The organism is Roseivivax sp. GX 12232 (genome assembly GCF_021272185.1).
GTDB lineage: Bacteria > Pseudomonadota > Alphaproteobacteria > Rhodobacterales > Rhodobacteraceae > Roseivivax.
This window is the reverse complement of the sequence record NZ_JAJSEC010000005.1, coordinates 242324-266954: the sequence shown is the minus strand read 5'-3', so window position 1 is coordinate 266954 and position 24631 is coordinate 242324. Positions and strand designations below refer to the sequence as shown.

The window sequence follows — 24631 nt, the reverse complement described above, 5'->3', positions numbered from 1 at the left end:
CTCCGCGATCGGGCGTCAGTGACTCGGGCTCGGTGAGGTGGCTGGCAAGGTGAAATCCAGACGATCCACCCGGTTCTGTTGAGGACCTATCGCGGTGCACCGGGTCCAACACGTCCGACTGCCCGCTGCTGGATGTTCTCAATGAAGGGCAGGCGGCCATGCCTGCAGGCAGTGCGGCACCGATGGCAATCGCGGGACGCGCGGCGGTCTGCCGAAGGTCCGGGCCAAGACCGCCTGCCCGGCGACCTCCTTGCTCCCCAAACACCCCTTCCAACCGAAGAGACAGACAGCGAGACAGAACCGGTTGCCCAAGTGAGATCCCTGGCAACCTGAACGCATATCGCTCAGTCGCGAGACCGAAGCAGAGTGGGACCGCCAGGCGCGCCGGCTGCAATGGCCGGCGCGTGCGTCTCATCTTGGCGATCAGGCCTCGTCGTAGGAAGTGAAGACCTCGGTCGAGCCGTCCCGCAGGATCAGCAGCACGTCGTAGGCCTCGCGCTGGCTCTCCGGACCCATGCCGGGCGAGCCGTAGGGCATCCCGGGCACCGCGAGGCCGACCGCGTCGGGGGCTTCGTCGAGCAGGCGACGGATGTCGGCGGCCGGTACGTGGCCTTCGATCATATAGCCCTCGATCTTCCCGGTGTGGCACGAGATCATGTCCATCGGGATGCCGTTGTCGAGCTTGTAGCGGCTGAGCGCAGTGCCGGCCGAGGCCTCGGTGGTGATCTCGAAGCCCTCGGCCGCGAGGATCTCGGTCCAGGCGGAGCAGCATCCGCAGTTGGGGTCCTTCAGGACATGCATCCGCGGCGCGGCGGCCCGGACACTGCGGGGCAAAATTGCGGTGAGGCCCGCAGCCGCAAGGCCGGTCAGCATGGCGCGGCGGGTCAGAGTGGTCTGTTTCATCTCGGTCTCCTGGGAGCCGGGCGCGGGTTCCAACAGCACGCGCGCCGGCCCCGAACGGGTTCAGTTGACGGTGACGGGGCCGTGCATGCCGGCCTCCATGTGGCCCGGGATCAGGCAGGCGAACTGGAAGGTGCCTTCATCGGTGAAGGTCCAGACGATCTCGCCGCTCTCGCCCGGGTCGAGGCGCAGCGCGTTCGGGTCGTCGTGCTCCATGTCCGGCATCTCCGCCATCTCGGCCATATGGGCGCGGTTGCTCGCTTCGGTGCCCAGCACGAGCTCGTGCTCGAGCGCGCCCGCGTTGGTCACCGCGAGCCGGACGGTCTCGCCGGCCTCGACCTCGAGCGCGCCCGGCTCGTAGCCCATGCCGCCGGCGGTCTCGATCATGCGGATCTCGATCGTGCGGGTGACCTCGGCGGCCGCTCCCGGCTGGCCCGCGGGCATGTCGCCGTGGCTGTGGTCCCCGGAGCCCGCGGCAAAGGCGGTGCCGGCGAGGCCCAGAAGGGCGGTGGAAAGTGCAAATTGTCTCATTTGTCCTCCATAAGGAGATGCGCGCCGGCAGCCTGCCGGCTCAGGATCGGAAAGCTTCGTCTGACAGTGAATTATTCAGCGCGCGGGAGGACGATGCGGCGCCGCTGCGCGTCTGCGCGGTGCCATGCCTGGACCGGCCCGGGGGAACTCGGCGGCCCGCGCGGCGATATGGTCCGGCGCTACGCCGGCCTCCAGAAGAAACGCGCCGCAGCCGTGCAACGCGCACTGCGTCGGGCCGTGCCCGGCCAGGTGACCCGCGTCGCAGCAATCATCCGGGAGGGCGTGACCCAAGAGGACCTCTTGCGCCTTGGTGCAATCCGCGTGGCTGGCGCAGTGCAGTTCGGATCCCGCATCGCGCGCTTCCGCATGCGCCGCCCCGGCGAAGGGCAGAAGCAGCGCCAGGCAAAAGGCGCGGAGGAACAAGAGAACCGTGAGGCGCATCGTCGGTCACGCTATGCCGCCGGCCAGCGCCGGTGCAAGCCTCCGCGCCCTGGCTGCCGCATCACGGTTTCGTTCAGCGCGCCGCATCAGAACAAGAGCGCCTTCGCCGGCATCCAGAGCCCCATGAGGATCATCATCAGGTTCTCGGTCAACGAGACGAAGCCAAGGGGCACGTTGCTGCCACCCCCGACGCAGGCGCATTTCAACTCGCGCTTGTCGATGTAGACCGCTTTGAACACCGAAACCGCGCCCACCGTGCCGATGAAAAGCGCCACCGGCGCCGAGATCCACACCAGCGCACCGGCGATCATCAGGACGCCCGCCAGCGTCTCGCCGAAGGGGTAGAGGTAACCGTAGCGCACCCAGCGCCGGGCCAGGAGGTCGTAGTTCAGGAACATCGTCGAGAAGCCCTCGACGTCCTGCAGCTTCTGGATCCCCAGGAGCGTCATCGAGATCGCCACGAACCATTCCAGCGCGCGGAAGGTGAAGATCATCTCAAAAGCGACCCAGCTCACCGCCAGTGCCATCAGGAAGGCCACCGAGAAGATCGCGATCACCGGCTGGTAACTGGTTTCGTCCTCGCTTTTCACGCGCTTGCCGAAATGCGCGCGCAGCTCGTCGTAGCCGCCGATGCGGGTATCGCCGATCCAGACCTGTGGCGTCGTCTTTACCCCGTGACGGTCCTTGAAGGCGTCGGTCTCCTCGCGGTTCTCCAGCCAATGGTCCTCGACCTCGAAGCCCTCGCGTTCGAGCAGCGCCTTGGTTTTTAGGCCGAAAGGGCAGAGATGGCCGGGCATGACCATCCTGTAGAGGGTGGCGGTCTTTGCGGTCTGGTCGAGCGGCATGGCGCACCTCCGGTCGGTCGGTCTTGCCAGTGAAACACAGATCCAGCGCTGGATGGTTCCCGTCTCGAGGTCGGGCGCGCCGCGCCGCGAGCAAAGGCAGGGAGGGGGCGCCGCTCACAAGAGGCTCCCGCCATCGCAGGAGTCCATACGATGGCTGAACGGGGGCTGTTTCTGTGGCTGCGATCCTGCGCAAGGGCTTTGTCGGTGCGGTCTTGGCGTCCAGGGGAGGCAAACAATTCGGGTGGGCAGGTCAGCCGGTACGTCCTGTCTTCGAGACGTGCAAAGGCTGTGCGGTCTGAGCGAGGCCACGGATATCAGTCGTCTTGTCGAGGTAGGTGCGCCCGAGATCCTCGAAAAGAGAAAATTTTCTGACTCACTGGTGCGAGCGATTGATTGCGGCGGTCCGACCCAGTCAAGACCTGCGCCTAAGCCGCCATTTCCAGGGCATAGGCAGGGTTTGACTCCCGGGTCCTTTTCCTGCGACCTCGGGTCCTGTTCTTGCGACCTCGGGTCCTGTTCTTGCGACCCCCGGGTCCTGTTCCTGCGACCCCAGGGTCCTGTTCCTGCGGCCCAAGGGTCCTGTTCCTGCGACCGACGCCTCAGAACCCTTTGAAAACAAGGGCCGAATCCAGCCCCTGAATCAAGGAATCTGGAATCCCCTGAAAAGACGGTCGGCTGCCGCCAACCGTCGCCGAGAGATTTTGCGCTGAAGGGGGTGGGCAGCCCGCAGGATGTCACCGCCAGCGAGTTGTTCTGATCGCCGTAGCGATCTGACGGGTCGAGCGATCTTTCTGCTGAAAGCCTTTTTTGGCCCGCGTGGGCGCGGAGCCATGTGCTCATCGAGGCTTCTTGGCACCGCCGTGGAACATCGCAGCGACGGCAGTAGCATTCCGGCGCAGATGAACGCGGTATTTCCTTCGCCTCACGAGTGCCTGGCCAACCTACGGATCGATGCCCGGCAGATCGCGAGTAGGAACGGCCAGCCAAGGCAATTCAACGACGTCAGACAGTGCCGGATCGCTTTCCGGCCCCCTCGAACAAAGCTGGTCCTCTGAACATGACACAAGACAACACTCTTCTGAGCCTGGCCGACCTTCGGGCCCACATCGAGGCCAGCACACCTCCAGCCGAACGCGCCTCCATTCTGGCATTCCTCGATCTTGCGCGGGCAGCCTTGGGCCAGGAGTTCTTCCGCGATCCATCCGTGCTCGCGTCAGAGGCGGATTTCTCGGGGCGGCTACCGAAAGCCCCCGACGAGGCCCTCGCCGCGTCCTTTGGAGATGCGGCTTTCTACGGGCGCTGCCGGGAGAGCATTCTGCGACATGCGAAGATCGCGGGGCTCTGGGCTGATACAGACCCATACACGCTTCTGAACGAGGTGGCTCGGTCCTTCGGTCTTGCCGGCGTGAACCGCCGGATCATGGAGGCAACGTTTCCCGGGTTGGCGCCACGGTACGTGACGCGAGAAATGGCCATCCAGGCCGATCGTGGGCTACGTGGGTTTGATCGCCAGGAATTCCGCGCATGTATGGCTGCTCTGGATCGGGTTCGAAGCGATCCCCGAATTTCTGCAGCCGGGATCCTCGGTCCTGAACCGATCGGTCTCCTGCCGCGCTACCGCGATGGCGACAGGAACCGCATAGACCTCCCCGAAGACGCGCTGAGCGTCTTGCCTCGCTTGATCGCCAGTCACGCCAGGCGTGCGCGGCGCGCCTTCGAACTGGCGGTCGATTTCGGCATCCTTGCTCCATCCGGCCCCGCAAAAGGATGGAGCCTCAGCCAGGAAGAGGCGGCACGGTATCACGCCCGAGTCGGGGAAATCGTCTCTCTCGCGGCGGCCTCAGATAATCTCCGGGCTCTGACCGCCCTCCTGCGACGTTGGCGACCGTCGTCGGTTCCAGAGAACCTCAGCGTGGACAGGGTCTGCAATCCTAAGCGCGAGCCAGCTAAAACCCGCCCGGCACCCAAAAAGACAGACAGACAGCCGGCGACACTGCCCCAAGCGCTAAATGCGGAGGTTGCCGCCTACGTCGCGAAGCGCGGCCTGAGCCGCAAACCAGCCACGACCCTGCGACGGGTGCTCCGGTGTTTGCTCGCTGCCGGCTGGCATCCGGAGGACGGGATTTCTATCTCTCAGGCAACAGCCATCCTTCAGCGAGAGAAGCCCAGGCTCGGCGCAGGCAGCCTGCAAGTCTACCGATCGCTTTTGAAGGGGTTCCTGCGTCACATCGAGTGCCTTGCGCCGTGGGACGATCTCCTGGCTCGAGCAAGTGACGTCGGCGGGATGAACCTGCGTGGTCTTTCGGCGCTTGCCGAGCTGGCAGACGACATGATCCCTCCTGTCGTACCAGACGGCATCGACGGCGACCGGGCGAAGGAGCTCGTGGCGCGAGCACAAGAGCGCGGCACAGGCACGCAGGTGAGGCAAGGACTTCAAGCGCTCGATCGCCTGCGGGAGGTTCTGCCGGAACTTCCATCGATCCCGGTCATGCCGGCGCTCAAGGACGACACCATCCCGAAACAGCTGGCCTCAGAGATCAGAGCGCAGGCGCAAGCCGCAGGATACAGCCCGCAGGGCATCCGGGCCCGCCTGGTCGCGGTGCGAGCGCTCTATCGTCTTGCCCCGGACCGGGCGCGCTTTTCGGGGCCTGTTGCCAGCATTGCTTGGCAGGAGATCATCGACGCCGTGCTGGTCCAATACCCCAAGGAGATGGAACCCTATCGAAACGAGCTTCGTCGGTTCGCAAGGCAGGCGGCCGAGAAATGGTCGGCGGGATGGAAGGATCTCCAGTCTCGCATCGTCGCGACCGGAATTCCCAAGGCGGACAACCCGGTCGCGCATCTGGCCACAGTCGCGGTCCGAGATGGCAGAGAGCCCTGGCAGATCGATCGCGAATGGGCCTGGACCCACGAACGGAGCTTGCGTGCGGATCTGCGCCACACGTGGAGCCGGGCGGTCGATCATTTCGATGCACTGCGGAAGCATCCGGAGATCGCAACTTCCGGCCTCCTGCCAGCGGATCAGCTGGGGCCGATGCCGGAGACCGGGTCACGGCTAAAGAATGCACATCTGCCCTTGCCGCGCCGGGTCGAGGCCGCTCTTGAAGGTGAGTCGAAGCAGATTTTCGAGGCCGCACATTTCATCTGGCGATGCCTTCGTGCGCTTGGCACGCACGCGAAGCACGACAATCCTGGCGCCCGCGCACTCTTGGCCGAGGTGAATCTGGAGCTCGTGCTCGAGAAACAGACCTTCATGACGCACCACAGCGCCAGGCTGCACGTCGCGCGTTTGCGCGATTGGCGCGAAAGCCGGCCGGGGCTTGCGTAGCGGCCTGCGAAAGCTCGAGCGAGGCGATGCTGTGGGGTGGGATCGCAAGCCCTCCATGAGGATGAATGGATGATTAGCCCTACAACGGGACGTTCGTTCGAGAGACTCAGAGGCCGTCTGCGCGCCGCTACGCAGCCGAATGAGCCTGGCGTGCCTCCTGCGGGGATACGCCCAAGCCGGGCAGGGCGCCGAGCCACTTCAGGTAGCACGGCTGCGCGATCTCTCCCGCCGTGTCGTGCGGCCAGAGCGCAGATCGCACGTAGGGGGGAATGCGGATCGGGGAGGCGGCGCCGCCATGCCACATCTGCGGGAAAGAGCCGGATCTCTGGTCGTGACGCATACGACAATCCGAGTGTGGTCGCCGCAGCGGCGCGGAGGCGTGGGCGGCCGTTAGGGCTGCGAAAAGTGTGGTTAGGTCAGCGGCAGCGTGCCCATGCATTTGCGGTCAGGCGTCGGTCGACTCGGCCCCGATTTCTGGCCCCCTTGCAGCTCTTCAAGGTGCCTGTCCACGAGCTGGATGACTGATTGCGCCGCGGGATCTCTCCGCGGCGCAATTTGACATGAAGGAGGCCTCAGAACGTCTTGGCGAGCGTGACCTTGATGTTGCGGCCCGGTGCACTCCGGGTGGCGCGGCGCGGCTGGTAGTCGCGATCAAAGGCGTTTTCGATGCCCAGACGGATCTCGGTAGCCTTGAAGACCCCGTTCTGCGGGACGTAGGTGGCGCGGAGGTTATGGACGTTGAAGCCGGGTGTCTTCTCGCCTTCCACCTCGATGTCGTTGAACGCGACGGTTTCCCAGCTCAAGTCGAGCGTCTCGCCGAACCGCTTGCCAAGCGTGAGCCGAAGGCTGTCGCCCGGCAGGGCGCGCCAGTCCGCATCGCCGAGTCCTTCGGGGTAGTGTTCCTCGCCTCGGGCGACCGCCAGGTTGAGATCGGAATACAGGCCATTGACCGTTGCGTAGCTGGCCTCGAGTTCCAACCCGCGGGTATCGACTGCGTCCACCAACTCGCCGCTGTTCCCCGGCACGGTATAGGAGGTGATATCCCAAAGCCGGGTGTCATAGGCGGTCGCCTTGAGGGCCAGAGTGTCCCCTGCGCCGAAAACGTCCATGGCATCGTAGCTGGCCCCGATTTCGTAGGTTCGGGATTTCTCGCTCTGTCCCATCAGATCGGGCTGGGCAATCGGCCCGGAGGTGCCCTGACCGGTGGTGTAGAGATCGTCGAGAATAGGCAGGTTTTCGGTGTAGGCGGCAGAGGCAAAGAGGCCGACGCCATTCGCGAAATCGTAGCGGGCGGAGACCCCGCCCATCACTGCATCGTTTTCGTAGCTGTCTGGCCCCGCGAAACCGGTGCCATCGGTGATCTCCTGTCGCTCGAACCGTAGGGCGGGCGAAAAGGTCCAGTTGCCTTGGCGTATCTCATCGACGGCATAAAGGACGAGCCGGCGGTCGGTGCCGCCCGGCGCGCTGTCGGCGGTTTCGCGGTCCTTGTGAATGAACTCGAGGCCGGTTCGCAATTCATGGTCGAAGGCCCCGGCGACAAAATGCGCCGTGTTGCGGAATGCAAGCTTGGTGGTCTGGTATCTGTGATCGGCGTTCACTGTTCCGAAGCCGCCCGCAGGGAAGGGGAAGCCACATGGCATTCCCGGCCCGTCGCAGGACGAGGAACCCGGAATATAGTCCTGCTCGATCTCCTGGTCTGCATACGACAGGACCACGTCGAAATCGATCAGGTCGTTGCCGTTGGGAGCGTAGGTATAGACCAGCGAGGTCGTCTTGCTGTCGATGTCCCGATCGACATTGCCGAAGACATCGTCGGTCGTCGAGAAAGAGTCGTAGGGCACATCGCGCTCGGCGGTCGAGGTGTCGGTGTAGGAGAGCGTCAGAGAGTGTTCCTTTGCTGCGTCGAGCCAGAAGCGGCCCTTCAGCAGCCAGGACGGCGTCTCGAAGGCACTGTTGCCGATCGTGTCGCCGGAGCCGTCGGTCTGATCACTCTGTCGCCGGAGCGTGTAGTTGGCGAGAAATTCCGCGCGGTCCGACGGCTGCCAGGCCAGGATCGTGGAGGTCGCAAATCCATCGCCGTTGCTTGAAAACTCCAGGGTCTCGCGCAACCGGAATCCAGGCACGCCGCCGGTGAAGTCCGAGGCGTTCTTGGTTTCGGCGCGGACCATGCCGCCCACGACACCCGAGCCGTATTCGAAACTGCCGACGGTTCCGCGCAGAACCTCCACGGAGCGATAGAGTGCTGGATCTGTGAACAGCTGCGTTCCAATCCGATAGATCTCTTCGGAGCCGGTCACGGCCTCGTCGACGATGACCTGAACCTTCTGATCGGTTCCGAATGTTGATGTCGCGCCGTAGCCCCGGATCGAGATGCCGGACCCGGTGGGGGTCGAGCCGTTCACCAGGGCTACGCCTGGGACGGAATCGATAAGCTCGGCGATCGTGCCGGCCTGACGATCGCGGATTTCCTCCTCGTCGATCCTGGTGACCGGCAGGGCGGTGTCGGTGGCGACGCCACGTTTGGATTCGGAAACCTCGATGGGATCGAGAACGATGAAGTCGGATGGCGTCTCGGTGGTCTGTGCCTGAACCGACGGCACGACGCCGATGATGAGCGCAAGCGCTGTGCTTGCGCGCTGTGTCTTGGTGGACATGGTCTTCCCCTCGTGAACCTTCGACCTTGCCTGGCTTGCGAATGGCTTGCGGGGGGTCTTCGTGGTGAAATCCAAGCGTCATTTTCGAGAATTGTGTCGCTTGGCCTTGAGTGCGGTAAGTCAGTTGACTAAAACAGTCAAGAAATACCGGAAGCCAAAGCGCAGCCTTCGCGGGCGTCGTCGTGCAGCCACCGTGTCGAACCGGAAGGATGCAGATGACCGATCACCTCACACCCGCAGAGATTCGCACTGAAGCCCGCGCCGAGCCCCGCTTGCGCATGCGTGAGCGCGACATCGCCGATCAGCTGGCCATCTCGGAGGCAGAACTTCTCGCCGCGCACACCGGGCGCGGTGTCACGCGGATAGCGGCGCACCCGGACCTGCTGATCCCGGCTGTCGAAGCTCTGGGCGAAGTCATGGCCCTGACGCGCACCCCCTCCGCGGTCCACGAAAAGGTGGGACGCTACGAGAACTATCACCCTGGCGCGCATGCGGCGATGGTGCTGGCAGAAGACATCGATCTGCGCATTTTCCCCAAACATTGGGTGCACGGCTTTGCAGTCGAGAAACAGACAGACAGTGGAACGCGCCGATCGCTCCAGGTTTTCGACGCGGCGGGGGATGCGGTGCACAAGATCTTCCTGCTTGAGGGGAGCCGCGCGCAGGCCTGGGGGCATGTCGTTGAGGCACTGGCCAACGGTGACACATCGGAGGCGCTGACTGTCGATGCTCGAACACCGCCGGAAGCCCCCAAGGCAGACCTCGACAAGCGCGACATCCTGCAAAAGGAATGGCGGCGGCTGACCGACACCCACCAATTCCTGCGGCTATGCTCGAAGCTCAAGATGAACCGTCTCGGAGCCTATCGGATTGCCGGAGCTCCTTTCGTGCGCGCTCTGGCGCCGACGGCGGTGGACGCGATGCTCTCGGCTGTGCGCGAGGCCGGCATCGAGATCATGCTCTTCGTCGGCAATCGCGGCTGCATCCAGATCCACTCCGGCAAGGTTGGCACGCTGAAGCCCATGGGGCCCTGGCAGAACATCCTTGATCCCGGCTTCAACCTGCATCTGCGCGGGGACCACGTCGCCGAGGTCTGGGCGGTGGAAAAGCCGACCCAGCGCGGCCCGGCGGTTTCGGTCGAGGCCTTCGACAAGCAGGGTGCGCTGATCTTCCAGGTTTTCGGCCTCGGCAAGGAGGGGCGTGACTCGCGCCCTGAATGGGGTCGCATCGTCTCAAGCCTCGAGACCCGGGAAGCCGTGCAGGTGACGCAATGAGCAAGCAGTGGTTCCTGGGCAATCTGCCGTTCAGCCTATCTCGCGCAGGGTCACGCTCCGCGCTCGGCATCTCGACCCTGTCGACGGTGATGATGTCGGGTCTCGGCGCTGCCTTCGCCTGGACGATCCTCAGCGAATCCGAGGCCTTTGCCTCGGCCGAGCCGCGCGTCCTGTCGCTGGGCGGAGCCGTGACCGAGATTGTCTATGCTCTCGACGAGGAAGACCGGTTGGTTGCTCGGGACACGACCTCGAGCTGGCCACCCGAGGCAACAGAGTTGCCGGATGTGGGGTATTTGCGCGCCTTGTCGCCCGAGGGTGTCCTCTCGGTTGGGCCGGACCTGATCCTCGCCGAGGAGGGCGCCGGTCCGCCCGAAGTCGTGGATATCCTGCGTGCGGCTGATGTGGCCTTTGTCAGCGTTCCTGACGGCTATACCCCGGAAAGCGTCATCGCAAAGATCGAACTTGTGGGCGCGGCGCTCGGCGTCGAGGCGAAGTCCGAGGCGCTGGCGGCGGAAACGCGCGCGGCGCTTGCAGATGCTACGGCTCAAGCCTTGGCGCACGACGGACAGGCCAAGCGTGTTCTCTTCGTGATGAGCGCGCAGGGCGGCCGCATCATGGCGGCGGGCTCAGGCACGGCCGCTGAGGGCATCATCACTCTTGCGGGCGGCGAGAACGCCCTGAGTGGCTTCGAGGGTTACAAGCCGGTCTCGGACGAGGCTATCGCCGCTGCCGCGCCGGACGTGGTGCTGATGATGGATCGTGGCGGCGATCATTCGGTCACCGACGCTGCGCTCTTTGCCTCGCCTGCGCTGCGCACCACGCCCGCGGCACGACAGGGACGGGTGCTGCGCATGGACGGGCTGAAACTCCTGGGCTTCGGGCCGCGGACCGCCGAGGCGGTCACGGAGTTGTCCGCGGCGCTCTACGGGAACTGACCGCGTGGCACTGTCTTCAGACGCTGACGTGGCGATGCTCCGCGCCGACCGGCTCGGCCGGGCGCGGGCGATGCACGCGGTCTTCGCGCTGCTGCTCGTGGTGGTTGCGGTTGCGAGCCTCGGGGTCGGCGCCACCGGTCTCGGGCTCGGCGACATGCTGCGACCGATCGCGGGCGGCGCGCCGCTGTCGGACATCGAGCGGGTGGTGCTCTTCGACATCCGGCTGCCGCGGCTTCTGACCGGCATCATCGTCGGCGCGGCGCTGGCCGCTTCCGGCGCGGTGCTGCAGGGGCTCTTCCGCAACCCGCTGGCGGATCCTGGCATCATCGGCGTCAGTGCCGGCGCGGGGCTGGGTGCGATCGTGGTGATTGTGCTGGGCGGCACCGTCGCCTTCGTGCCCGCGGGACCCTTCGCGGTGCCGATGGCGGCCTTCCTCGGCGCATGGGGCACCACCTTTGGGCTCTACCGCGTGGCGACCCGCGGCGTGCGCACCTCAGTGGCGACCATGCTGCTCGCCGGCATCGCGGTCGCGGCGCTCGTCGGCGCGATCTCGGGCCTGCTGATCTTCGTCGCCAACGACCAACAGCTGCGCGACCTGACGTTCTGGGGCCTCGGATCGCTCGCCGGTGCGAGCTGGATCAAGCTCGGTGCCACGGTGCCGGTGATCCTCGCCGCCACGACGCTGGCCTGCACGCTCGGGCGTGCGCTGAACGCGCTGGCGCTTGGCGAGGCGACAGCGGCGCATGTCGGTTTCGCGGTCGAGCGGGTGAAGACGCTGGCGATCCTGTCGGTGGCGCTCGGCACCGGCGCGGCGGTGGCGATTTCCGGGGGCATCGGCTTCGTCGGCATCGTGGTGCCGCATCTGCTGCGCCTCGCCACCGGGCCGGACCACCGGGCGCTGATCCTGAACTCCGCGCTCTGCGGCGCGGCTCTCTTGGTCGCCGCCGATGTCGTCGCGCGGGTGATCGTGGCGCCGACCGAACTGCCGATCGGAATCGTCACAGCGGTGATCGGCGCGCCGGTGTTCCTGTGGATCCTGCTGCGCCAGCACCGGTGGGTCGAGGGATGAGCCTCGAAGCACGCGACATCCATGTATGGCTTGGAAGCCGCGAGGTGCTGCATGGCGTGGACCTGTCGGCCGCGGCCGGAACGCTGACCTGCATCGTCGGCCCGAACGGCTCGGGCAAGACCACGCTCCTGCGCGCGGTGACCGGCGACGTCGGTTACTCGGGCTCAGTGACCCTCAATGGCTCGGACACGCGGCGCCTGCGCCCCTGGCAGCTGGCCGCGATCCGGGCGGTGTTGCCGCAAGCGGCGACGCTCGCCTTCCCGTTCACCGTGGCCGAGGTGGTGCGCATCGGCCTGCAGGCGGGGCAGGAAGGCGATCACGCAGAGATCGTCGGCGCGGCGCTCGGCCGGGTCGGGCTCGCGGGCTACGCCGCGCGCGCCTTCCACGAGCTCTCGGGCGGCGAGCAGCAGCGGGTGCAACTCGCCCGCGTGCTGGCGCAGGTCTGGGAACCGGTGGCCGAGGGCGCACCGCGCTGGCTGTTCCTTGATGAGCCGGTCTCGAGCCTCGACGTCGGCCACCAGATCGAGGTGCTGCAACTGGCCCGCGACTTTGCCGATGCGGGCGGCGGCGTGGTGGCGGTGATGCACGACCTGAACCTCTCGGCGATGTTCTGCGACCGCATGACCTGCCTCGCCAAGGGCGCCATCGTCGCCACAGGAACGCCGGCCGAGGTCATGTCCGACACCACGCTCTCGCGCGCTTACGGCTGCACGGTACGGGTGAACCGCACGCCCGGCAACGGCGTGCCCTTCATGCTGCCGCAAGCGATCGGCGGCTGAGATCAGGCGCCGACCGCCACCAGGTGATTGTCCCAGGCCAGCGGTGCGCGGGCGACGGACGCGAGGGCGTCGTCCTCCACCGCCAGCACGCCGCCCTGACCGTCGGTGACGACGAGGCCGCGCCGACTCGGCGCCACGCCGCAGACGTCGCCGCGGCGGAGCGCGGCGCGGAAGGTGCCTTCGCCATCGAAGAGATGCAGCCGCCCGCCGCGCGGCGAGGTGATCGCCACGCGCGCGCCGTCCCGGGCGAAGGCGACGCTGCCGGCATAGCCCTCCATGGCGATCTGCTCGGCGAGGCCCGCTTCGGCCAGCACCGGCGCATCGCCGCGGCGATGCAGACCGAGAAGCGGCACCGGCGCGGAGACGTCGCCCTGCCACTGCATCGCGAAGGCGACGCGGCCGTCCGGCGCGACCGCGAGGTGACGGATCGAGTTCCGGTGCAGCTCGGGCGGCAGCACCACCTCGTCGAGAATGTCGCCCGCGAGCGTCACGTAGGCGAGGCTCGGGCGCATGCTGTCGAGGTTCAGCTTCTCGCGGCCGTTGTCCGGGTGGGTGCGGATGCCGCCATTGGCCACCACCAGCACGTCGCCGGGGAGCGCGCGGATCTCGTGCGGGCCGATGCCGCCCGAGGCGATCTCGCCGATCCGGGCATAGCCGTCGGTCCGCGACCAGAGGCCGATGCGGCCTTCGCCGTTCTCCATCTCGTTCTCGGTGGTCGCCAGCACCTCGCCGCCGGCGAGAAAGGCGCCGTGGCCATAGAAGTGGCGCCCCTTGGGCGCGTCGAGCCGCTGCACGAGCCGGCCGGCGGCGCAGTCGATGACCAGCGCGAAACGGCCTGGGCGGCGCGCGAAGGCCACCGCCTCGGGCGCGTGCGGATGCGCCGCGGCGGCGTGGCCGCGGTCGGGCAAGGGGATGCGGAAGAGTGTGTCGCCTGCGGCGTCGAGGCCGGCCAGCAGGAATGCGCCCGAGGCGTCGCGTCCGGCTGCCAGCCAGGACGGCCCGCCAGCATCGGCCCAGCCGAGCGCCGGCCGGGCGCCCGCCGCTGCGAGACCGGCGAGGATGGCGCGGCGCGAGGGCATCAGTCGCCGTCGGCGGAGTTGAACCCGACCGAGACGCCGAGCGCCGGGGCGATCTCCTCGGCGGCTGCCCGGGTGACGGCGCGGATCTCGGTCTGCAACGCCTCGACGCGCAGCCGGCCCGCGGGTTCCGCGACGCCGGCAAGGCGCGGGTCGTCGAGGGTGCGGGCGGTCTCGAGCGCGCGGTCGAAGGCGGCCTCGGTCCGCGGGATCGGCGCGTCCGAGAGCGTCATTGCCAGTTCGCGCAGGGCCTCGAGCGACAGCACCACGTTGCGCAGCGGCCGGTCCGAGCGGCGCGCCTCGGCGACCTGCGGCTTCGGCGCCTCGAAACTGCCCATCGGACGGCCGAGGCGCTGCTGGGCGGTGAAGTCGAGGCCCGTGGCAAGCGCCGTATAGAGCGCCTGCGCCGCCTCGCGGTCGTCGAGGAAGCGGGAATTGTCCTCCGCGCCGGCGGTCTTCAGCGTCTGTGCGAAGTCCTCGCGCCAGGCCGCGTCGACCGCGCCGCCCATGCGGGCGAGGTCGGCGGCGATGGCCTTTGCCAGCGTGCAGGCATAGTCGTCCGCGCCGTAGCCCGCGAAGGCCTCGTCGTAGAGCAGCCGCTCGAGCGCGAAGAGGCCGCGGCCGGCGACCGAGACCTCGGAGAAGCCCTCGGTGTCCCTGGCCACCGGGTCCTCGTCGGCAACCAGGCGTGCGACGGTGCGTCCGACCATGCCGCGGGCGTCCGGCCAGAAGCCGATGGCGAGGCCGGTGCCGTCTTCCTCCAGCGGCCCCAGCGTCAAGTGCGAGATGCCAAGCCAGGCGTCGAAGGCGTCCTGGTAGGCGGGGCGTAGGGCTTCGCCCCTGCAGTCCGCGGCGGCGGCGCCTTCGAGCACGGCGGTCGCCTCGGCGAAGGCCGCGGTGGCGGGCAGGACGTGATCGTCGACGACCTCGGCCACGCCGGCCAGCGCGGGAGCGGCGGCGAGGCAGAGGGCGGCGGTCAGAGGCGCGCGCATCAGAGGCTCTCCAAATAGCGGATCAGGGCATCGCGGTCGGGTTTCGGCATCTCCACCACGGCGTCGCGCGACGCCTGCGCCTCGCCGCCGTGCCAGAGCACCGCCTCTAAGAGCGACCGGGCGCGGCCGTCGTGCAGGAAGCGGGTGTGGCCGTTGACCTGTTCGGTCATGCCGATGCCCCAGAGCGGCGCGGTGCGCCACTCGCGGCCCGAGGCACGGCCCTCAGGGCGGTTGTCGGCAAGGCCCTCTCCCATGTCGTGCAGCAGCAGGTCGGTCATCGGCCAGATCAGCTGGAAGCTCTGTTCGGGCTGATCAGCGAGTCGGTGGGTGACGAACTTCGGCGTGTGGCACGACGCGCAGCCGACATCGTGAAACACCTCCTTGCCGCGCAGCACCTGCCCGTCGTCCACGTCGCGCCGCGCCGGCACCGCCAGGTTGCGCGAGTAGAAGGTGACGAGGTCGAGCCCCTCGGCGTCGACTTCGGTGACCCGGTCGTCGCCGTCGCCGTGCGGAGCGTTGCGGCAATCGGCCTGTTCGGCGGCGCAATCGCCCCAGGGGTCGGGAAAGATCGGGGACGAGATGCCGATGTCGCCGGCGAAGGCGCTGGCCGATTGCTCGCGGATCGTCGGCGCGCCGGCCTTCCAGCCGAAGCGGCCGAGCATCGGGCGGTCGTGCTCGAACGACCAGACCACCTGCGCGCGGCCCGAGATGCCGTCGCCGTCGGCGTCGTCCGGGTCCTCGAGCGCGAGGATGTCTTCGGCCGGGATCGCCTCGAGAAGGCCGAGGCCGATCATCGGCGGCGCGACCCGCGGGCTCAGCATGGCGCCGGGGGCGAGGGGGCCGTAGCCGAGATCCTCGGCGCGCCATGAGGGGTCGAGCAGTGTCGCGATCTCGCCATCCGAGAGCGCCACCTCGACTTCCCGCCAGGAGACGCCGAGGCGGTATTCGCCGGAATGCCCGGCGACGCTCTGGTCTTGCAGCTGGCCGCCGTAGGTCGGATCGGGGCGGGTGCGCGGGGTCTCGTCGCCGATCGACAGAAGGAATGCCTCGATGTCGCTCATCTCGGCGTCCGGCGCGGCGGGGACCGAGACCCGCAGGAACATCGAGGTGGCGTCGTCCTCGGGCCCCTCGGGCGGGTGGCCGCGGCCGTCCTTCAGGTGACACCGCTGGCAGGAACGCGCGTTGTAGAGCGGCCCGAGCCCGTCCGAGGCCAGCGTCGAGGAAGGCGAGGAGACCCAGACCTTCTTGAAGAGCCCGTTGCCGACCTTGAAGTCGAGCTCGCGCTCGAAGGAGATATTGCCCGAGGCTTGGCTGAAGGCGTCGGAAGTGTTTCGGGCGCGCACGGTGGCCGCGCCGGCAGGGTTGGTCTCGAAGGGCTCCGGGGCCGAGAAGTCGGTGGGCGGTGCGGTGGCTCGGTCGATCCTCGCGCGCTCCTCGGCAGTGCGGGGCAGCGCGTCGAGATGCGGCTGGGCCAGATCGGACGATGCGCCGTCGAGCGCCTGGGCAGGCGTCCCCGCGAGCCCGAGCAGAGCCGCGCAGAGCCCCAGGCTAAGCCAATGTCCGCTGCGGCGGCACTGTGCGCTCAGATGGCCCATGGTGCGGGATCCGTTGATATGGCCGAGTTCGCACCCGGGGGCTCGGGCGCCGCCCTCGCAGTGATGGTCCGGGGGTGGCCTGCGATCATCTCGCGCCCAGCTCCGTGGCAAACGAAAAGCAGGCCAGGGCCGCGTCTGCTCGGCCCCGGCGAAGGTTGGTTACTGGAAGACGGCTTCGGGGTCGTCCAGGCTGTCGGATCCCTCGAAGGCGATCTGCTCGACGCCGAGCGCGGTCACGGCCCGCTCGATCGCCCGGGTCTGATCGACCAGCGCGTCGACCGCGCCCATGATCAAGGCCTCGCCCTCGGCATTGCCGCGCGCGAGCATCATGTCGTAGCTGAAGCCCGCCTCGGCGGCCGATTTGATCTGACCGAGCTCGACCATCGTGGCGTCGAGCCTGTCGCGCAGCTCGGCGGCGACGTCAGGATCCGCGGCGGCGACCAGGTCTGCCAGGGCCGGGCCGGTCACGACGGAGCCGTCGACCCGCAGGTATTCCCCAAGGTAGACGTTCCTGACGCCCAGCCCGTCGTAGTAATGGCTGTTGTGGGTGTTGTCGGAGAAACAGTCGTGCTCCTCCTCGGGGTCGTTCAGCATGACGCCGAGCTTCATGCGCTCGCCCGCCTGTTCCCCGTAAGACAGCGAGCCCATGCCGGTCAGGATCGCGTTGATCCCGGCGTCTTCGTCCTCCAGCACCGCGGCTCGCGCCGCGCCACCTTCTGCCCATTGCCCGGACATCCACTCAAGGTCGCTGACCAGGAGATCGGTCGCCGCCTGCAGGTAGTCGCCGCGCCGGTCGCAGTTGCCGTTGGTGCAGTCCTCCCCGGCGGAATAGTCGGTCCAGGGACGGTTGCCGGAACCGTAGTCGGTCCCGTTCAGGTCCTGGCCCCAGAGCAGGAATTCCACGGCGTGATAGCCGGTGGCCACATTTGCCTCGACCGCGCCGGCCTCGTGCAGCTGGCCTTCAAGGAGGTCCGGAGTGATCTCGGAGGCGTCCACCTCACTGCCACCCAGGCTGAAGCTCGGATTTGCGACGACGTTCAAGGCTGCCAACTGGTTGGCATCCGTCGGCCCGCCGTAGGAGGCATCGACGTAGTCGATCAGCCCCTCGTCGAGCGGCCAGGCGTTCACCTTGCCTTCCCAGTCATCGACGATCGCATTGCCGAAACGATAGATCTCGGTCTGCTGGTAGGGCACGCGGGCTTCGAGCCAGGCTTGCCTGGCCGCCTGCAGTGCCTCGGCGGAAGGGGTTTCGACCAGTGCGTCGACGGCCTTCTGCAGGGCCTGCGCCTTGATCAGGCTGTCCTCGTAGCCGGCCTGTGCGATGTTTGCATAGGTGTCGAGAACCTCGGTCTTGCTCTGTGCCAGCGCGGGCGAGGCGGCCATGGCAATCAGCCCGACGGCTGTGATGGGTCTCAGGTGCATGTGTCGTCCCTTCCTGTTGGTGTCTTTGCAGCCGGTCTTGGGGTTCGGCGGATTGTTCGAAATTGGCTGAGTAAGGTCGTTGGATGGATCAGCGAAGGGCAGTTCGCCCGCTGGTGACGCCCGTTGTCGCTGGCCTGGACGGGGCCGCCGGTCCCTGCGGTGCCAAGTCCCGCGACCGGGCAGGGGCCAGCCACGCCGACCCCGGCTCACAACGGCGCCTCTGCCAGCGCGGGCATGAAGCTGCCGAGGGTGAGGAAGGCCTCTGTCGCTTTCGTGGGATCGTTGCTTTCGCAGAGCAACCAGAGTTGCCCGGCCAGGGCTTGCTCGTCGCGCCGGACGGCGGCCCGCAGGGCGCTCATGTAGCTGCGTTCATTGCCCGAGAGGTATCGGGCGCAGTCCTTGCAGGTCGGGCAATTGAAGCGGAAGGACGAATGCCGGATCTGGCGGACGGCTTGAATGGCATTGAGCGTGGCCAGCGCAAATTGCGGCCCCTGATCCGGCCCCCGGGCTCGCAATGCATACCCGAAGGCTCCGATCCAGCCTTGTTTCCCTGGCTCGCAAAAGGCGTGAAAGAAGTGCCGCGCGATCCGCAGCGCGTCCAGTTCCGCATCCGAGTAGCCCAGGCTCGACACCAATGCGCCGCGGTCTCCGAAATGCAGATGCGACATGACAGTTCCCCCTCGTCAGATGTACCTGGGTCATGGCTGGGGGAACCTGGCGAGACCTATTTCCCGATTTAATTACTCGGGCAAAGGACGGTGGTCAATGGTGGCGCGGCTCCGGTCGTGATTACTTGCGGAGTGCGATCAAGGACCCCCCCGGTTTCCTACCGGCGCGCGCAGCGAATCTGCCGGAATGTCGTCTGTCGAAACTCGAGTGTTTGCCGGGGTCGCCAAGGGTAACCCGAGCGCCGTGATGGGAGGGGACCGTTCTGCCTCGTGATCCTCTCACTCTCTGGAGAGGTCCGGCAGAATCTCCTCGGCGACTTCCAGCACGGCAGCCACCCGGGCAATGTTGCGGGTGCCCGGACGAAAGGTAAGAAAGACAGGCGCCTCCGGCGAGGTCCATTCCGGCAGGCAGCGGACCAGCGCGCCGCAGGCCAGCGCATCACGCAGCATGAAGGCGGGCAGGAAGGCAAAGCCCTGGCCTGCGCGAGCCAGTTCCAGCAGAACACCGAAGTTGCGCACTGCGATGGGGCCGCTGACATCCACGGCAGCCTCCTGATCCTCGGCGACGAAGCGCCAGGTTGCCCCGGGCCGGTCGCCCCGGAAGGTGAGGCAAGGCTGCTGCGCGAGGTCCGCGGGAGCCTCGAGGGACGCCGCCTCGGCAAGCTCCGGCGTGGCGACGAGCCAGCGGCGGAACCCGCCCATCGGCTTGGCGATCAGCCGGTCGTCATGCACGCTGCCGACGCGGATGGCGAGGTCCGTGCCCGGGTCCTGCATGTCCTCGAAGGCATAATCGGCGCGCATCACCAGGCTGAGGTCCGGGTGGCGGCGGCGCAATTCGGGAAAGAGATACGCCGCAACCAATGCGCCGAACTCCGGCGTGGCGGCGATGGTGACCTGCCCGGTCACGCCCGCGCGTTCCTCCTGCACGATATCTCCCAGCAGCTCGATCTCCGCGAGGATCGAGCGGATGCGATCGTCCAGCCGTCTGCCAACCGGGGTCAGGCGGACGGAGCGCGCGCCGCGCTCCAGAAGCCGCACGCCAAGATGATCTTCGAGCTGGGAGACATGCCGGCTGACACCCGACTTCGCCATACCGAGCTGCGCCGCCGCGGCGCTAATCCCGCCAAGACGCGCGACGGTGCGAAAGCTCACGAGAGCAGGGAGGCCTATCGTTCTAAAATCTGGAACCATGAGTTCAAGATAGTCCGTCTGTTCTGAGTTCGGAAGGGCTCGTATCTCTTCGAACACAGCGCGAGGACGCGCGAGGCAAGGAGACGAACATGAACATTCTCATCACGGGCGCCGGCAGCGGCTTTGGCAAACTCATCGTTGCGGACCTGCTGAAGGCGGGTCACCGGGTCGTCGGCTCGCTGCGCGACATCGAGGGCCGGAACGCTGACTCGACCGAGGCACTGCGGGCCCTTGGCGCCGAGATCGTCGAGATCGACGTCACCGACGAGGCCTCAGTCGAGGTCGGCGTGGCAGCGGCGCGCGCGCACCTGGGTCAGATCGACGCCCTCATCAACAATGCCGGTGTCGGTGCCCACGGGCTTCAGGAGAATTTCTCGGCCGAGGATTTCCGCCGCCTCTTCGAGATCAACCTCTTCGGCGTTCAGCGCATGATCCGCGCCGTGGTGCCGGAGATGCGGGGTCGCGGCGAGGGTCTGATCCTCAACGTCTCGAGCCTCTTGGGCCGCGTCGCGCTGCCCTTCTACGGGCCCTACAACGCGACGAAGTGGGCGCTTGAGGCACTGTCTGAGAACTATCGGGCCGAGCTGTCTGCCTTCGGCGTGGAGGTGGCCCTGGTCGAGCCCGGCGGCTTCCCGACCGGCTTCATGGCCAACCTCATGCAGCCCACCAGTCGCGACCGCGATGGAAGCTACGGCGAGATGGCGGGCGCGCCAGAGGCTTCGCTGGCGGGCTTCGAGGGCTTCCTGGCCGAAAATCCGCAGCAGAACCCGCAGCTCGTGGCCGATGCAGTGGTTGCCGTGGTCGGCGCCCCGCATGCGACGCGCCCCTTCCGCACCGAGGTAGACCGGATCGGCATGGCCGAGCCGCTGAAGGGCTACAATGACCACCTTCGGCAGGTGACCGAGGGGATCTACGGCAACCTCGGTATCGAGGGCATGCTGTCTCTGCCGCGCCAGACGCCGACCGCGGCTTGATCGAAACGGGCTGGTCGGCCTCTCCGGCCAGTCCTCCGACAAAGAGGAGAATACAGATGAAATACGCGGTTCTTGGCACCGGCATGGTCGGACACACCCTGGCATCCCGGCTGCACACACTGGGCCACGAGGTTCGCATGGGCGCCCGCACGGCGGACAATGAGAAGGCCACCGAATGGGTGAAAGCGCGCGGCGAGCGGGCGGGGCAAGGCACGTTCGCCGAAGTCGCCGCCTGGGCAGAACGGGTGATCGTTGCGGTGAACGGCGCGCAGATCGTGGCCCTTGCTGAAGCGCTCGGCAATGCCGCGGTTGCCGGTAAGACGGTGATCGACGTGACCAACCCGCTCGACTTCTCGAAGGGTATGCCGCCGATCCTCGTGCCTGAATTGTCGAACACCACATCGGCGGGCGAGGCGCTCCAGGCGCACCTACCAGAGGCGCGGGTGGTCAAGGCGCTGAACACGATGAACCACGAGGTCATGGTCGATCCCGGCCGCGTGCCCGGTGACAGCGATGCTTTCCTGTGTGGTGACATAGATGCCGCGAAGGCCGAGACCCGCGAGTTCCTCGCGGAGCTGGGTTGGACAGCGCCGATCGATATGGGCCCTCTCTCGGCCGCTCGCGGGCTCGAGGGATTGATGCCTTTCTGGCTGCGGATGTGGGGCGTGGTGGGAAGCGCGGATTTCAACTATCGGATCGTGCGCGAGTGAGAACAGAGACCCGGAAAAAGGTCGTGAGGACTGGGCTCAACCCAGTGATGCTCCACGCCAAAAAGACATACCCAATGCTCCACAGCTGTCAGTCGCTCGTGGTTTGGCGCAATTGGGCGCACGGCGGGCGGCAGCGGCCGTTGAATGGATAAAGAATTTCAGATGCCGGGCTGGAGTTGATCATGGCGGTTTCCGGCCCTCACCTGCCATTCGAAGGTCGACCAGTCGCTGCGCCGCTCCTTCCCCAAACCGGCCCTCGATTGCGTCAAACAGCATGATCTGGCGCCGAACGTCCGCACTGCGGGACAAAGCCGTCGTTTGGGCTGCTTTGCCTACCGCCTCGCAGTCATTGGTAATATCAAGCCCCAGTCCGTCTCCTGAAGCGGTCCTGACGGCGAGAAACCCAGCTTCTTGTATACTGCTACTGCTCTCGCATTGTCCGGATGCGGATCGGTCGCAATGATAGGTGCCCCCTCATCGAAGAGCGCCTGCATTCTTGTCCCGATAAAAGCCGATCCGTGCCCAATGCCGACCATGTCAGGCTCACCGATAAACTGATCAATACCCCGCGTCCCTTTGGGATGATGGTCAAAATGATGATCGCCCCAACCGTGGACCGTGTAGTCTTGCATGAACGCGAAGGGCCGCATGCCGAATGAAACGATCCAGCGAGCCACCCGAGGATCAGCTAAATCCGCTTCTGCATACGGCTCATTTGCGTCCCACCATTCCCGAACATGCGATTTCAACTGCCACGCTCTGATCAAGGCGAGATCATCCACATTAGCTCTGCGGAAGCGATAGTTTTGGGTCCCGGTCATTCGACCACTCTACCAGACCGTGCGACGGTGGGTATGGGGTCGAAACGGTCTTGCGGCAGCGCGGGACGCTCCAGTTGCGGAATCTTCGGGCGGCACAGCAGGTTTGCTATGCTCGGCCGTCGGCAAGGTGCCGAAGATGTGGCGGGCGTGGTGGATCGGAGGAACCACCATGCAGACCGCAAACCTGCCAGCCATCCGCGCTTGCCGTCCCGCTTGGAACAAGGGCCGCATCGTCGGCCAGAAGCGTGCGCTCGAACCGCAACATGTATGGGCGATCCGGGTGCGCCTCGAGATCGCGCAGCAGACTCGCGAGCTGGCGCTCTTCAATCTCGCCATCGACAGCAAGTTGCGCGGATGCGACCTGGTGAAGCTGAAGGTCGCCGACGTCTATGCGGCCGGACAGGTCAAGCGCCGCGCCTCTATCGTCCAGAGCAAAACCCGGAGGCCGGTCAGCTTCGAAATCACCGAGAGGACTCGAAAAGCGGTCGCGGCTTGGCTCGAGGCTCCGCTGATGATCGGGTCTGAGCACCTCTGGCCCGGGCGCATTCACGAACGCCAACATATCTCGACACGGCAATATGCCCGCCTCGTGCAGGACTGGGTGACTTCGATCGGTCTCGAGCCAAGCGCCTATGGCACTCACTCCATGAGGCGAACCAAGGTGGCGCAGATATATCGCAAGACTGGAAACCTCCGCGCCGTGCAGCTCCTGCTCGGCCATACGAAGATGGATAGCACTGTGCGCTACCTCGGTATCGATCTCGAAGATGCGCTCGCTATCTCTGAATCGGTGGAGCTCTGAGACGCCGAGCTGGTCGGTCCCTGCCGGCAAGAGGGATCGTTCATCCCAGATACGGTGAACGGCGGCTCTCCGCTTTTCTTCCAGCGCCCCGAGGTCACCAAGGTTGGCAAGAGAACGCCTGTTTCGGGCAGGGGGCGGAAATGTCTCGGACCTGGCGCGAACGGTGGCCATGGGCCGTTCCTGCACCTCGTTACACACCGCTCGCATCGTATTTGCACAGTCCGCTGCCTGCGTACCCTGGTCTTTTTGTGCGCAGGGTCGGTAGCGCAACCGTACTACCAAGGCATGCTCTGTCCCAAAAAATCTGCGATCGGGAAACAGTCGCAGGTCTGGGGAGGCTTTGATCCGAAAATGGTGACTTTGGCAGAAATGTGGCGGGCTTAGGCATTTTTCGTGTCACCCTTCCGGCATGATTCTTTCCGTGATCCGGGGGGTAGAAATGGAATTCTTACTATTGTTGTTGGCAGGCTTTGCGGGCTTTGCGGTGATGGGTGGCGGCGACGGCGGCAGTGACGACGACGATGCCGACAGCTCCCATGGAGACGACGGCGGTGGCGACGGTGGCGGTGATGTCGGCGGCGGTCCACTCGACGATGTTCTTCGCGGCACTGATGGCGACGATACACTCGATGGCACATCAGACGACGACACTTTGGTTGGGGAAGCCGGTGACGACAGCATCGACGGCGGCGAGGGAGATGATGTTATCGATGCCGGCGAAGGCAACGATACCGCGCAAGGTGGCCCGGGATTTGACTCGATTTATGGAGCAGAGGGCGACGACCTCATCTCCGGTGGAGACCAGGATGACTTGCTGGCCGGCGAGGCGGGCAACGACACGATCACCGGTGGGAACGGCTTCGACCAACTCTTCGGAGACGAGGGAGACGACTCTCTCGATGGGGGAGACGGCAACGACGAGATAGTTGGCGGTACCGGCGACGACACTATGGACGGTGGCGCGGGCATCGATTTTCTGTTCGGTGGTGAGGGCGACGACAGCATGGTCGGCGGTGACGACGGAGATTTCCTCCGCGGCAACACCGGGTCGGACACCATGAACGGCGGCGCCGAGAACGACACGCTTTATGGCTACACCGATGGCCAGAACGACGACCGGTTCCGGGAAGAGGACCTCACAGATCCAGATGTGCTGGATGGTGGAGATGGGCCGGACAACCTGATCATGGGCACCGGCGACTCCGCTACAGGCGGAGAAGGGGCGGACCTCTTTTATACAGGGACCTGGGTTGACCCGAGCGCGCCGCCTGTCGTCGAAGACTTCGGCGCCGACGACCTGCTGTTCATCACCTATGACATCGATGCTGGGCTCGACGGTGACATCACAACCGAGCTGGATCCGGTCACCGGCGATACGACGGTCCTGGTTGGAACAGACCCGGTCGCAATTCTTCGCGCGACCGGACACGCCGTATCCGCTGACCAGGTTGCCGCTTTCGGCACGGATCGCTTCGTTTGAGGACAGAGGGCACACAAATGAACAAGCTAATTGCACTGATGGCGATTGCGGCGATGTTCGCGACCGGGGCGGCACATGCATTGCCAACACCGCCTCCAGAGCCAACCTATGATCGTCCGAGCTTTGATCCGCCGAGCGAGCCCC

The 24631-nt window shown here is 66.2% G+C and carries 20 protein-coding genes; 9 read left to right on the top strand and 11 right to left on the bottom strand.

Features of this window, described 5'->3' with window-relative positions; translation table 11 throughout:
- Window positions 1-423 precede the first annotated feature (423 nt).
- The 3 genes from LR948_RS11280 to LR948_RS11270 form a co-directional block, all read right to left on the bottom strand.
- Window positions 424-903, bottom strand: a complete 480-nt coding sequence (locus LR948_RS11280) for a DUF411 domain-containing protein (protein WP_232754119.1) — start codon at window positions 901-903, stop codon at window positions 424-426.
- A gap of 60 nt (window positions 904-963) precedes the next feature.
- The gene (locus LR948_RS11275) at window positions 964-1431 is read right to left on the bottom strand and encodes a plastocyanin/azurin family copper-binding protein (protein ID WP_232754118.1); all 468 of its coding nucleotides are present in this window, start codon (window positions 1429-1431) and stop codon (window positions 964-966) included.
- Window positions 1432-1958: 527 nt separating this feature from the next.
- Window positions 1959-2717, bottom strand: a complete 759-nt coding sequence (locus tag LR948_RS11270; protein ID WP_232754117.1) for a glutaredoxin — start codon at window positions 2715-2717, stop codon at window positions 1959-1961.
- Window positions 2718-3774: 1057 nt separating this feature from the next.
- Here LR948_RS11270 and LR948_RS11265 point away from each other — a divergent pair.
- Window positions 3775-6045, top strand: a complete 2271-nt coding sequence (locus tag LR948_RS11265; RefSeq protein WP_232754116.1) for a hypothetical protein — start codon at window positions 3775-3777, stop codon at window positions 6043-6045.
- Between the two features lie 572 nt (window positions 6046-6617).
- Here the strand turns inward: LR948_RS11265 and LR948_RS11260 are convergent.
- Window positions 6618-8699, bottom strand: a complete 2082-nt coding sequence (locus LR948_RS11260; RefSeq protein WP_232754115.1) for a TonB-dependent receptor domain-containing protein — start codon at window positions 8697-8699, stop codon at window positions 6618-6620.
- Between the two features lie 215 nt (window positions 8700-8914).
- Here LR948_RS11260 and LR948_RS11255 point away from each other — a divergent pair, with 215 nt between their 5' ends.
- The 4 genes from LR948_RS11255 (at window position 8915) to LR948_RS11240 (ending at window position 12756) form a co-directional block, all read left to right on the top strand.
- Window positions 8915-9973, top strand: a complete 1059-nt coding sequence (locus LR948_RS11255; RefSeq protein WP_232754114.1) for a hemin-degrading factor — start codon at window positions 8915-8917, stop codon at window positions 9971-9973.
- A 92-nt stretch (window positions 9974-10065) separates the two neighbouring features.
- On the top strand, window positions 10066-10908 hold the full coding sequence (locus tag LR948_RS11250; protein WP_370634938.1) for a hemin ABC transporter substrate-binding protein: 843 nt from the start codon (window positions 10066-10068) through the stop codon (window positions 10906-10908).
- Window positions 10909-10942: 34 nt separating this feature from the next.
- Entirely contained in the window at window positions 10943-11977 is a 1035-nt protein-coding gene (locus tag LR948_RS11245) for an iron ABC transporter permease (RefSeq protein WP_232754142.1), read from the top strand.
- A complete protein-coding gene (locus LR948_RS11240; RefSeq protein ID WP_232754112.1) occupies window positions 11974-12756 on the top strand; it encodes a heme ABC transporter ATP-binding protein in 783 nt (260 codons plus the stop codon). The genes LR948_RS11245 and LR948_RS11240 overlap by 4 nt, the downstream gene beginning before the upstream one ends.
- 2 nt (window positions 12757-12758) lie before the next feature.
- Here LR948_RS11240 and LR948_RS11235 read toward each other — a convergent pair whose 3' ends face one another.
- From LR948_RS11235 to LR948_RS11210, 6 genes are all read right to left on the bottom strand, one after another.
- Entirely contained in the window at window positions 12759-13835 is a 1077-nt protein-coding gene (locus LR948_RS11235) for a DUF1513 domain-containing protein (protein ID WP_232754111.1), read from the bottom strand.
- A complete protein-coding gene (locus LR948_RS11230; RefSeq protein WP_232754110.1) occupies window positions 13835-14824 on the bottom strand; it encodes an imelysin family protein in 990 nt (329 codons plus the stop codon). Before LR948_RS11230 ends, LR948_RS11235 begins: the two co-directional genes overlap by 1 nt.
- Complete coding sequence (locus tag LR948_RS11225) at window positions 14824-16419, bottom strand: di-heme oxidoredictase family protein (protein WP_232754109.1); 1596 nt, start codon at window positions 16417-16419, stop codon at window positions 14824-14826. The genes LR948_RS11230 and LR948_RS11225 overlap by 1 nt, the downstream gene beginning before the upstream one ends.
- A 159-nt stretch (window positions 16420-16578) precedes the next feature.
- The gene (locus tag LR948_RS11220; RefSeq protein WP_232754108.1) at window positions 16579-17841 is read right to left on the bottom strand and encodes an imelysin family protein; all 1263 of its coding nucleotides are present in this window, start codon (window positions 17839-17841) and stop codon (window positions 16579-16581) included.
- 206 nt (window positions 17842-18047) lie between these two features.
- Window positions 18048-18509, bottom strand: coding sequence for a hypothetical protein (locus LR948_RS11215; protein ID WP_232754107.1), 462 nt, complete (start codon window positions 18507-18509; stop codon window positions 18048-18050).
- 279 nt (window positions 18510-18788) lie between these two features.
- Entirely contained in the window at window positions 18789-19661 is an 873-nt protein-coding gene (locus tag LR948_RS11210) for a LysR family transcriptional regulator (RefSeq protein WP_232754106.1), read from the bottom strand.
- 128 nt (window positions 19662-19789) lie between these two features.
- Here LR948_RS11210 and LR948_RS11205 point away from each other — a divergent pair, with 128 nt between their 5' ends.
- Entirely contained in the window at window positions 19790-20674 is an 885-nt protein-coding gene (locus LR948_RS11205; protein WP_232754105.1) for an SDR family oxidoreductase, read from the top strand.
- A 56-nt stretch (window positions 20675-20730) separates the two neighbouring features.
- Window positions 20731-21384, top strand: a complete 654-nt coding sequence (locus LR948_RS11200) for an NADPH-dependent F420 reductase (protein WP_232754104.1) — start codon at window positions 20731-20733, stop codon at window positions 21382-21384.
- A gap of 332 nt (window positions 21385-21716) precedes the next feature.
- Here the strand turns inward: LR948_RS11200 and LR948_RS11195 are convergent, their stop codons facing one another.
- Window positions 21717-22205, bottom strand: coding sequence for a GNAT family N-acetyltransferase (locus tag LR948_RS11195; protein WP_232754103.1), 489 nt, complete (start codon window positions 22203-22205; stop codon window positions 21717-21719).
- A gap of 169 nt (window positions 22206-22374) precedes the next feature.
- Between LR948_RS11195 and LR948_RS11190 the strand changes: the two genes are divergently transcribed.
- Entirely contained in the window at window positions 22375-23007 is a 633-nt protein-coding gene (locus tag LR948_RS11190; protein WP_232754102.1) for a tyrosine-type recombinase/integrase, read from the top strand.
- A 439-nt stretch (window positions 23008-23446) separates the two neighbouring features.
- Window positions 23447-24487 (top strand): calcium-binding protein, encoded by a 1041-nt coding sequence (locus tag LR948_RS11185; RefSeq protein WP_232754101.1) that lies wholly within the window; start codon window positions 23447-23449, stop codon window positions 24485-24487.
- Window positions 24488-24631: the final 144 nt, after the last annotated feature.

Bases quoted from the DNA above. Each gene is read 5' to 3' on its own strand.
- LR948_RS11280 (WP_232754119.1), bottom strand. From the start codon at position 903: ATGAAACAGACCACTCTGACCCGCCGCGCCATGCTGACCGGCCTTGCG.
- LR948_RS11275 (WP_232754118.1), bottom strand. From the start codon at position 1,431: ATGAGACAATTTGCACTTTCCACCGCCCTTCTGGGCCTCGCCGGCACC.
- LR948_RS11270 (WP_232754117.1), bottom strand. From the start codon at position 2,717: ATGCCGCTCGACCAGACCGCAAAGACCGCCACCCTCTACAGGATGGTC.
- LR948_RS11265 (WP_232754116.1), top strand. From the start codon at position 3,775: ATGACACAAGACAACACTCTTCTGAGCCTGGCCGACCTTCGGGCCCAC.
- LR948_RS11260 (WP_232754115.1), bottom strand. From the start codon at position 8,699: ATGTCCACCAAGACACAGCGCGCAAGCACAGCGCTTGCGCTCATCATC.
- LR948_RS11255 (WP_232754114.1), top strand. From the start codon at position 8,915: ATGACCGATCACCTCACACCCGCAGAGATTCGCACTGAAGCCCGCGCC.
- LR948_RS11250 (WP_370634938.1), top strand. From the start codon at position 10,066: ATGTCGGGTCTCGGCGCTGCCTTCGCCTGGACGATCCTCAGCGAATCC.
- LR948_RS11245 (WP_232754142.1), top strand. From the start codon at position 10,943: ATGCTCCGCGCCGACCGGCTCGGCCGGGCGCGGGCGATGCACGCGGTC.
- LR948_RS11240 (WP_232754112.1), top strand. From the start codon at position 11,974: ATGAGCCTCGAAGCACGCGACATCCATGTATGGCTTGGAAGCCGCGAG.
- LR948_RS11235 (WP_232754111.1), bottom strand. From the start codon at position 13,835: ATGCCCTCGCGCCGCGCCATCCTCGCCGGTCTCGCAGCGGCGGGCGCC.
- LR948_RS11230 (WP_232754110.1), bottom strand. From the start codon at position 14,824: ATGCGCGCGCCTCTGACCGCCGCCCTCTGCCTCGCCGCCGCTCCCGCG.
- LR948_RS11225 (WP_232754109.1), bottom strand. From the start codon at position 16,419: ATGGGCCATCTGAGCGCACAGTGCCGCCGCAGCGGACATTGGCTTAGC.
- LR948_RS11220 (WP_232754108.1), bottom strand. From the start codon at position 17,841: ATGCACCTGAGACCCATCACAGCCGTCGGGCTGATTGCCATGGCCGCC.
- LR948_RS11215 (WP_232754107.1), bottom strand. From the start codon at position 18,509: ATGTCGCATCTGCATTTCGGAGACCGCGGCGCATTGGTGTCGAGCCTG.
- LR948_RS11205 (WP_232754105.1), top strand. From the start codon at position 19,790: ATGAACATTCTCATCACGGGCGCCGGCAGCGGCTTTGGCAAACTCATC.
- LR948_RS11200 (WP_232754104.1), top strand. From the start codon at position 20,731: ATGAAATACGCGGTTCTTGGCACCGGCATGGTCGGACACACCCTGGCA.
- LR948_RS11195 (WP_232754103.1), bottom strand. From the start codon at position 22,205: ATGACCGGGACCCAAAACTATCGCTTCCGCAGAGCTAATGTGGATGAT.
- LR948_RS11190 (WP_232754102.1), top strand. From the start codon at position 22,375: ATGCAGACCGCAAACCTGCCAGCCATCCGCGCTTGCCGTCCCGCTTGG.
- LR948_RS11185 (WP_232754101.1), top strand. From the start codon at position 23,447: ATGGAATTCTTACTATTGTTGTTGGCAGGCTTTGCGGGCTTTGCGGTG.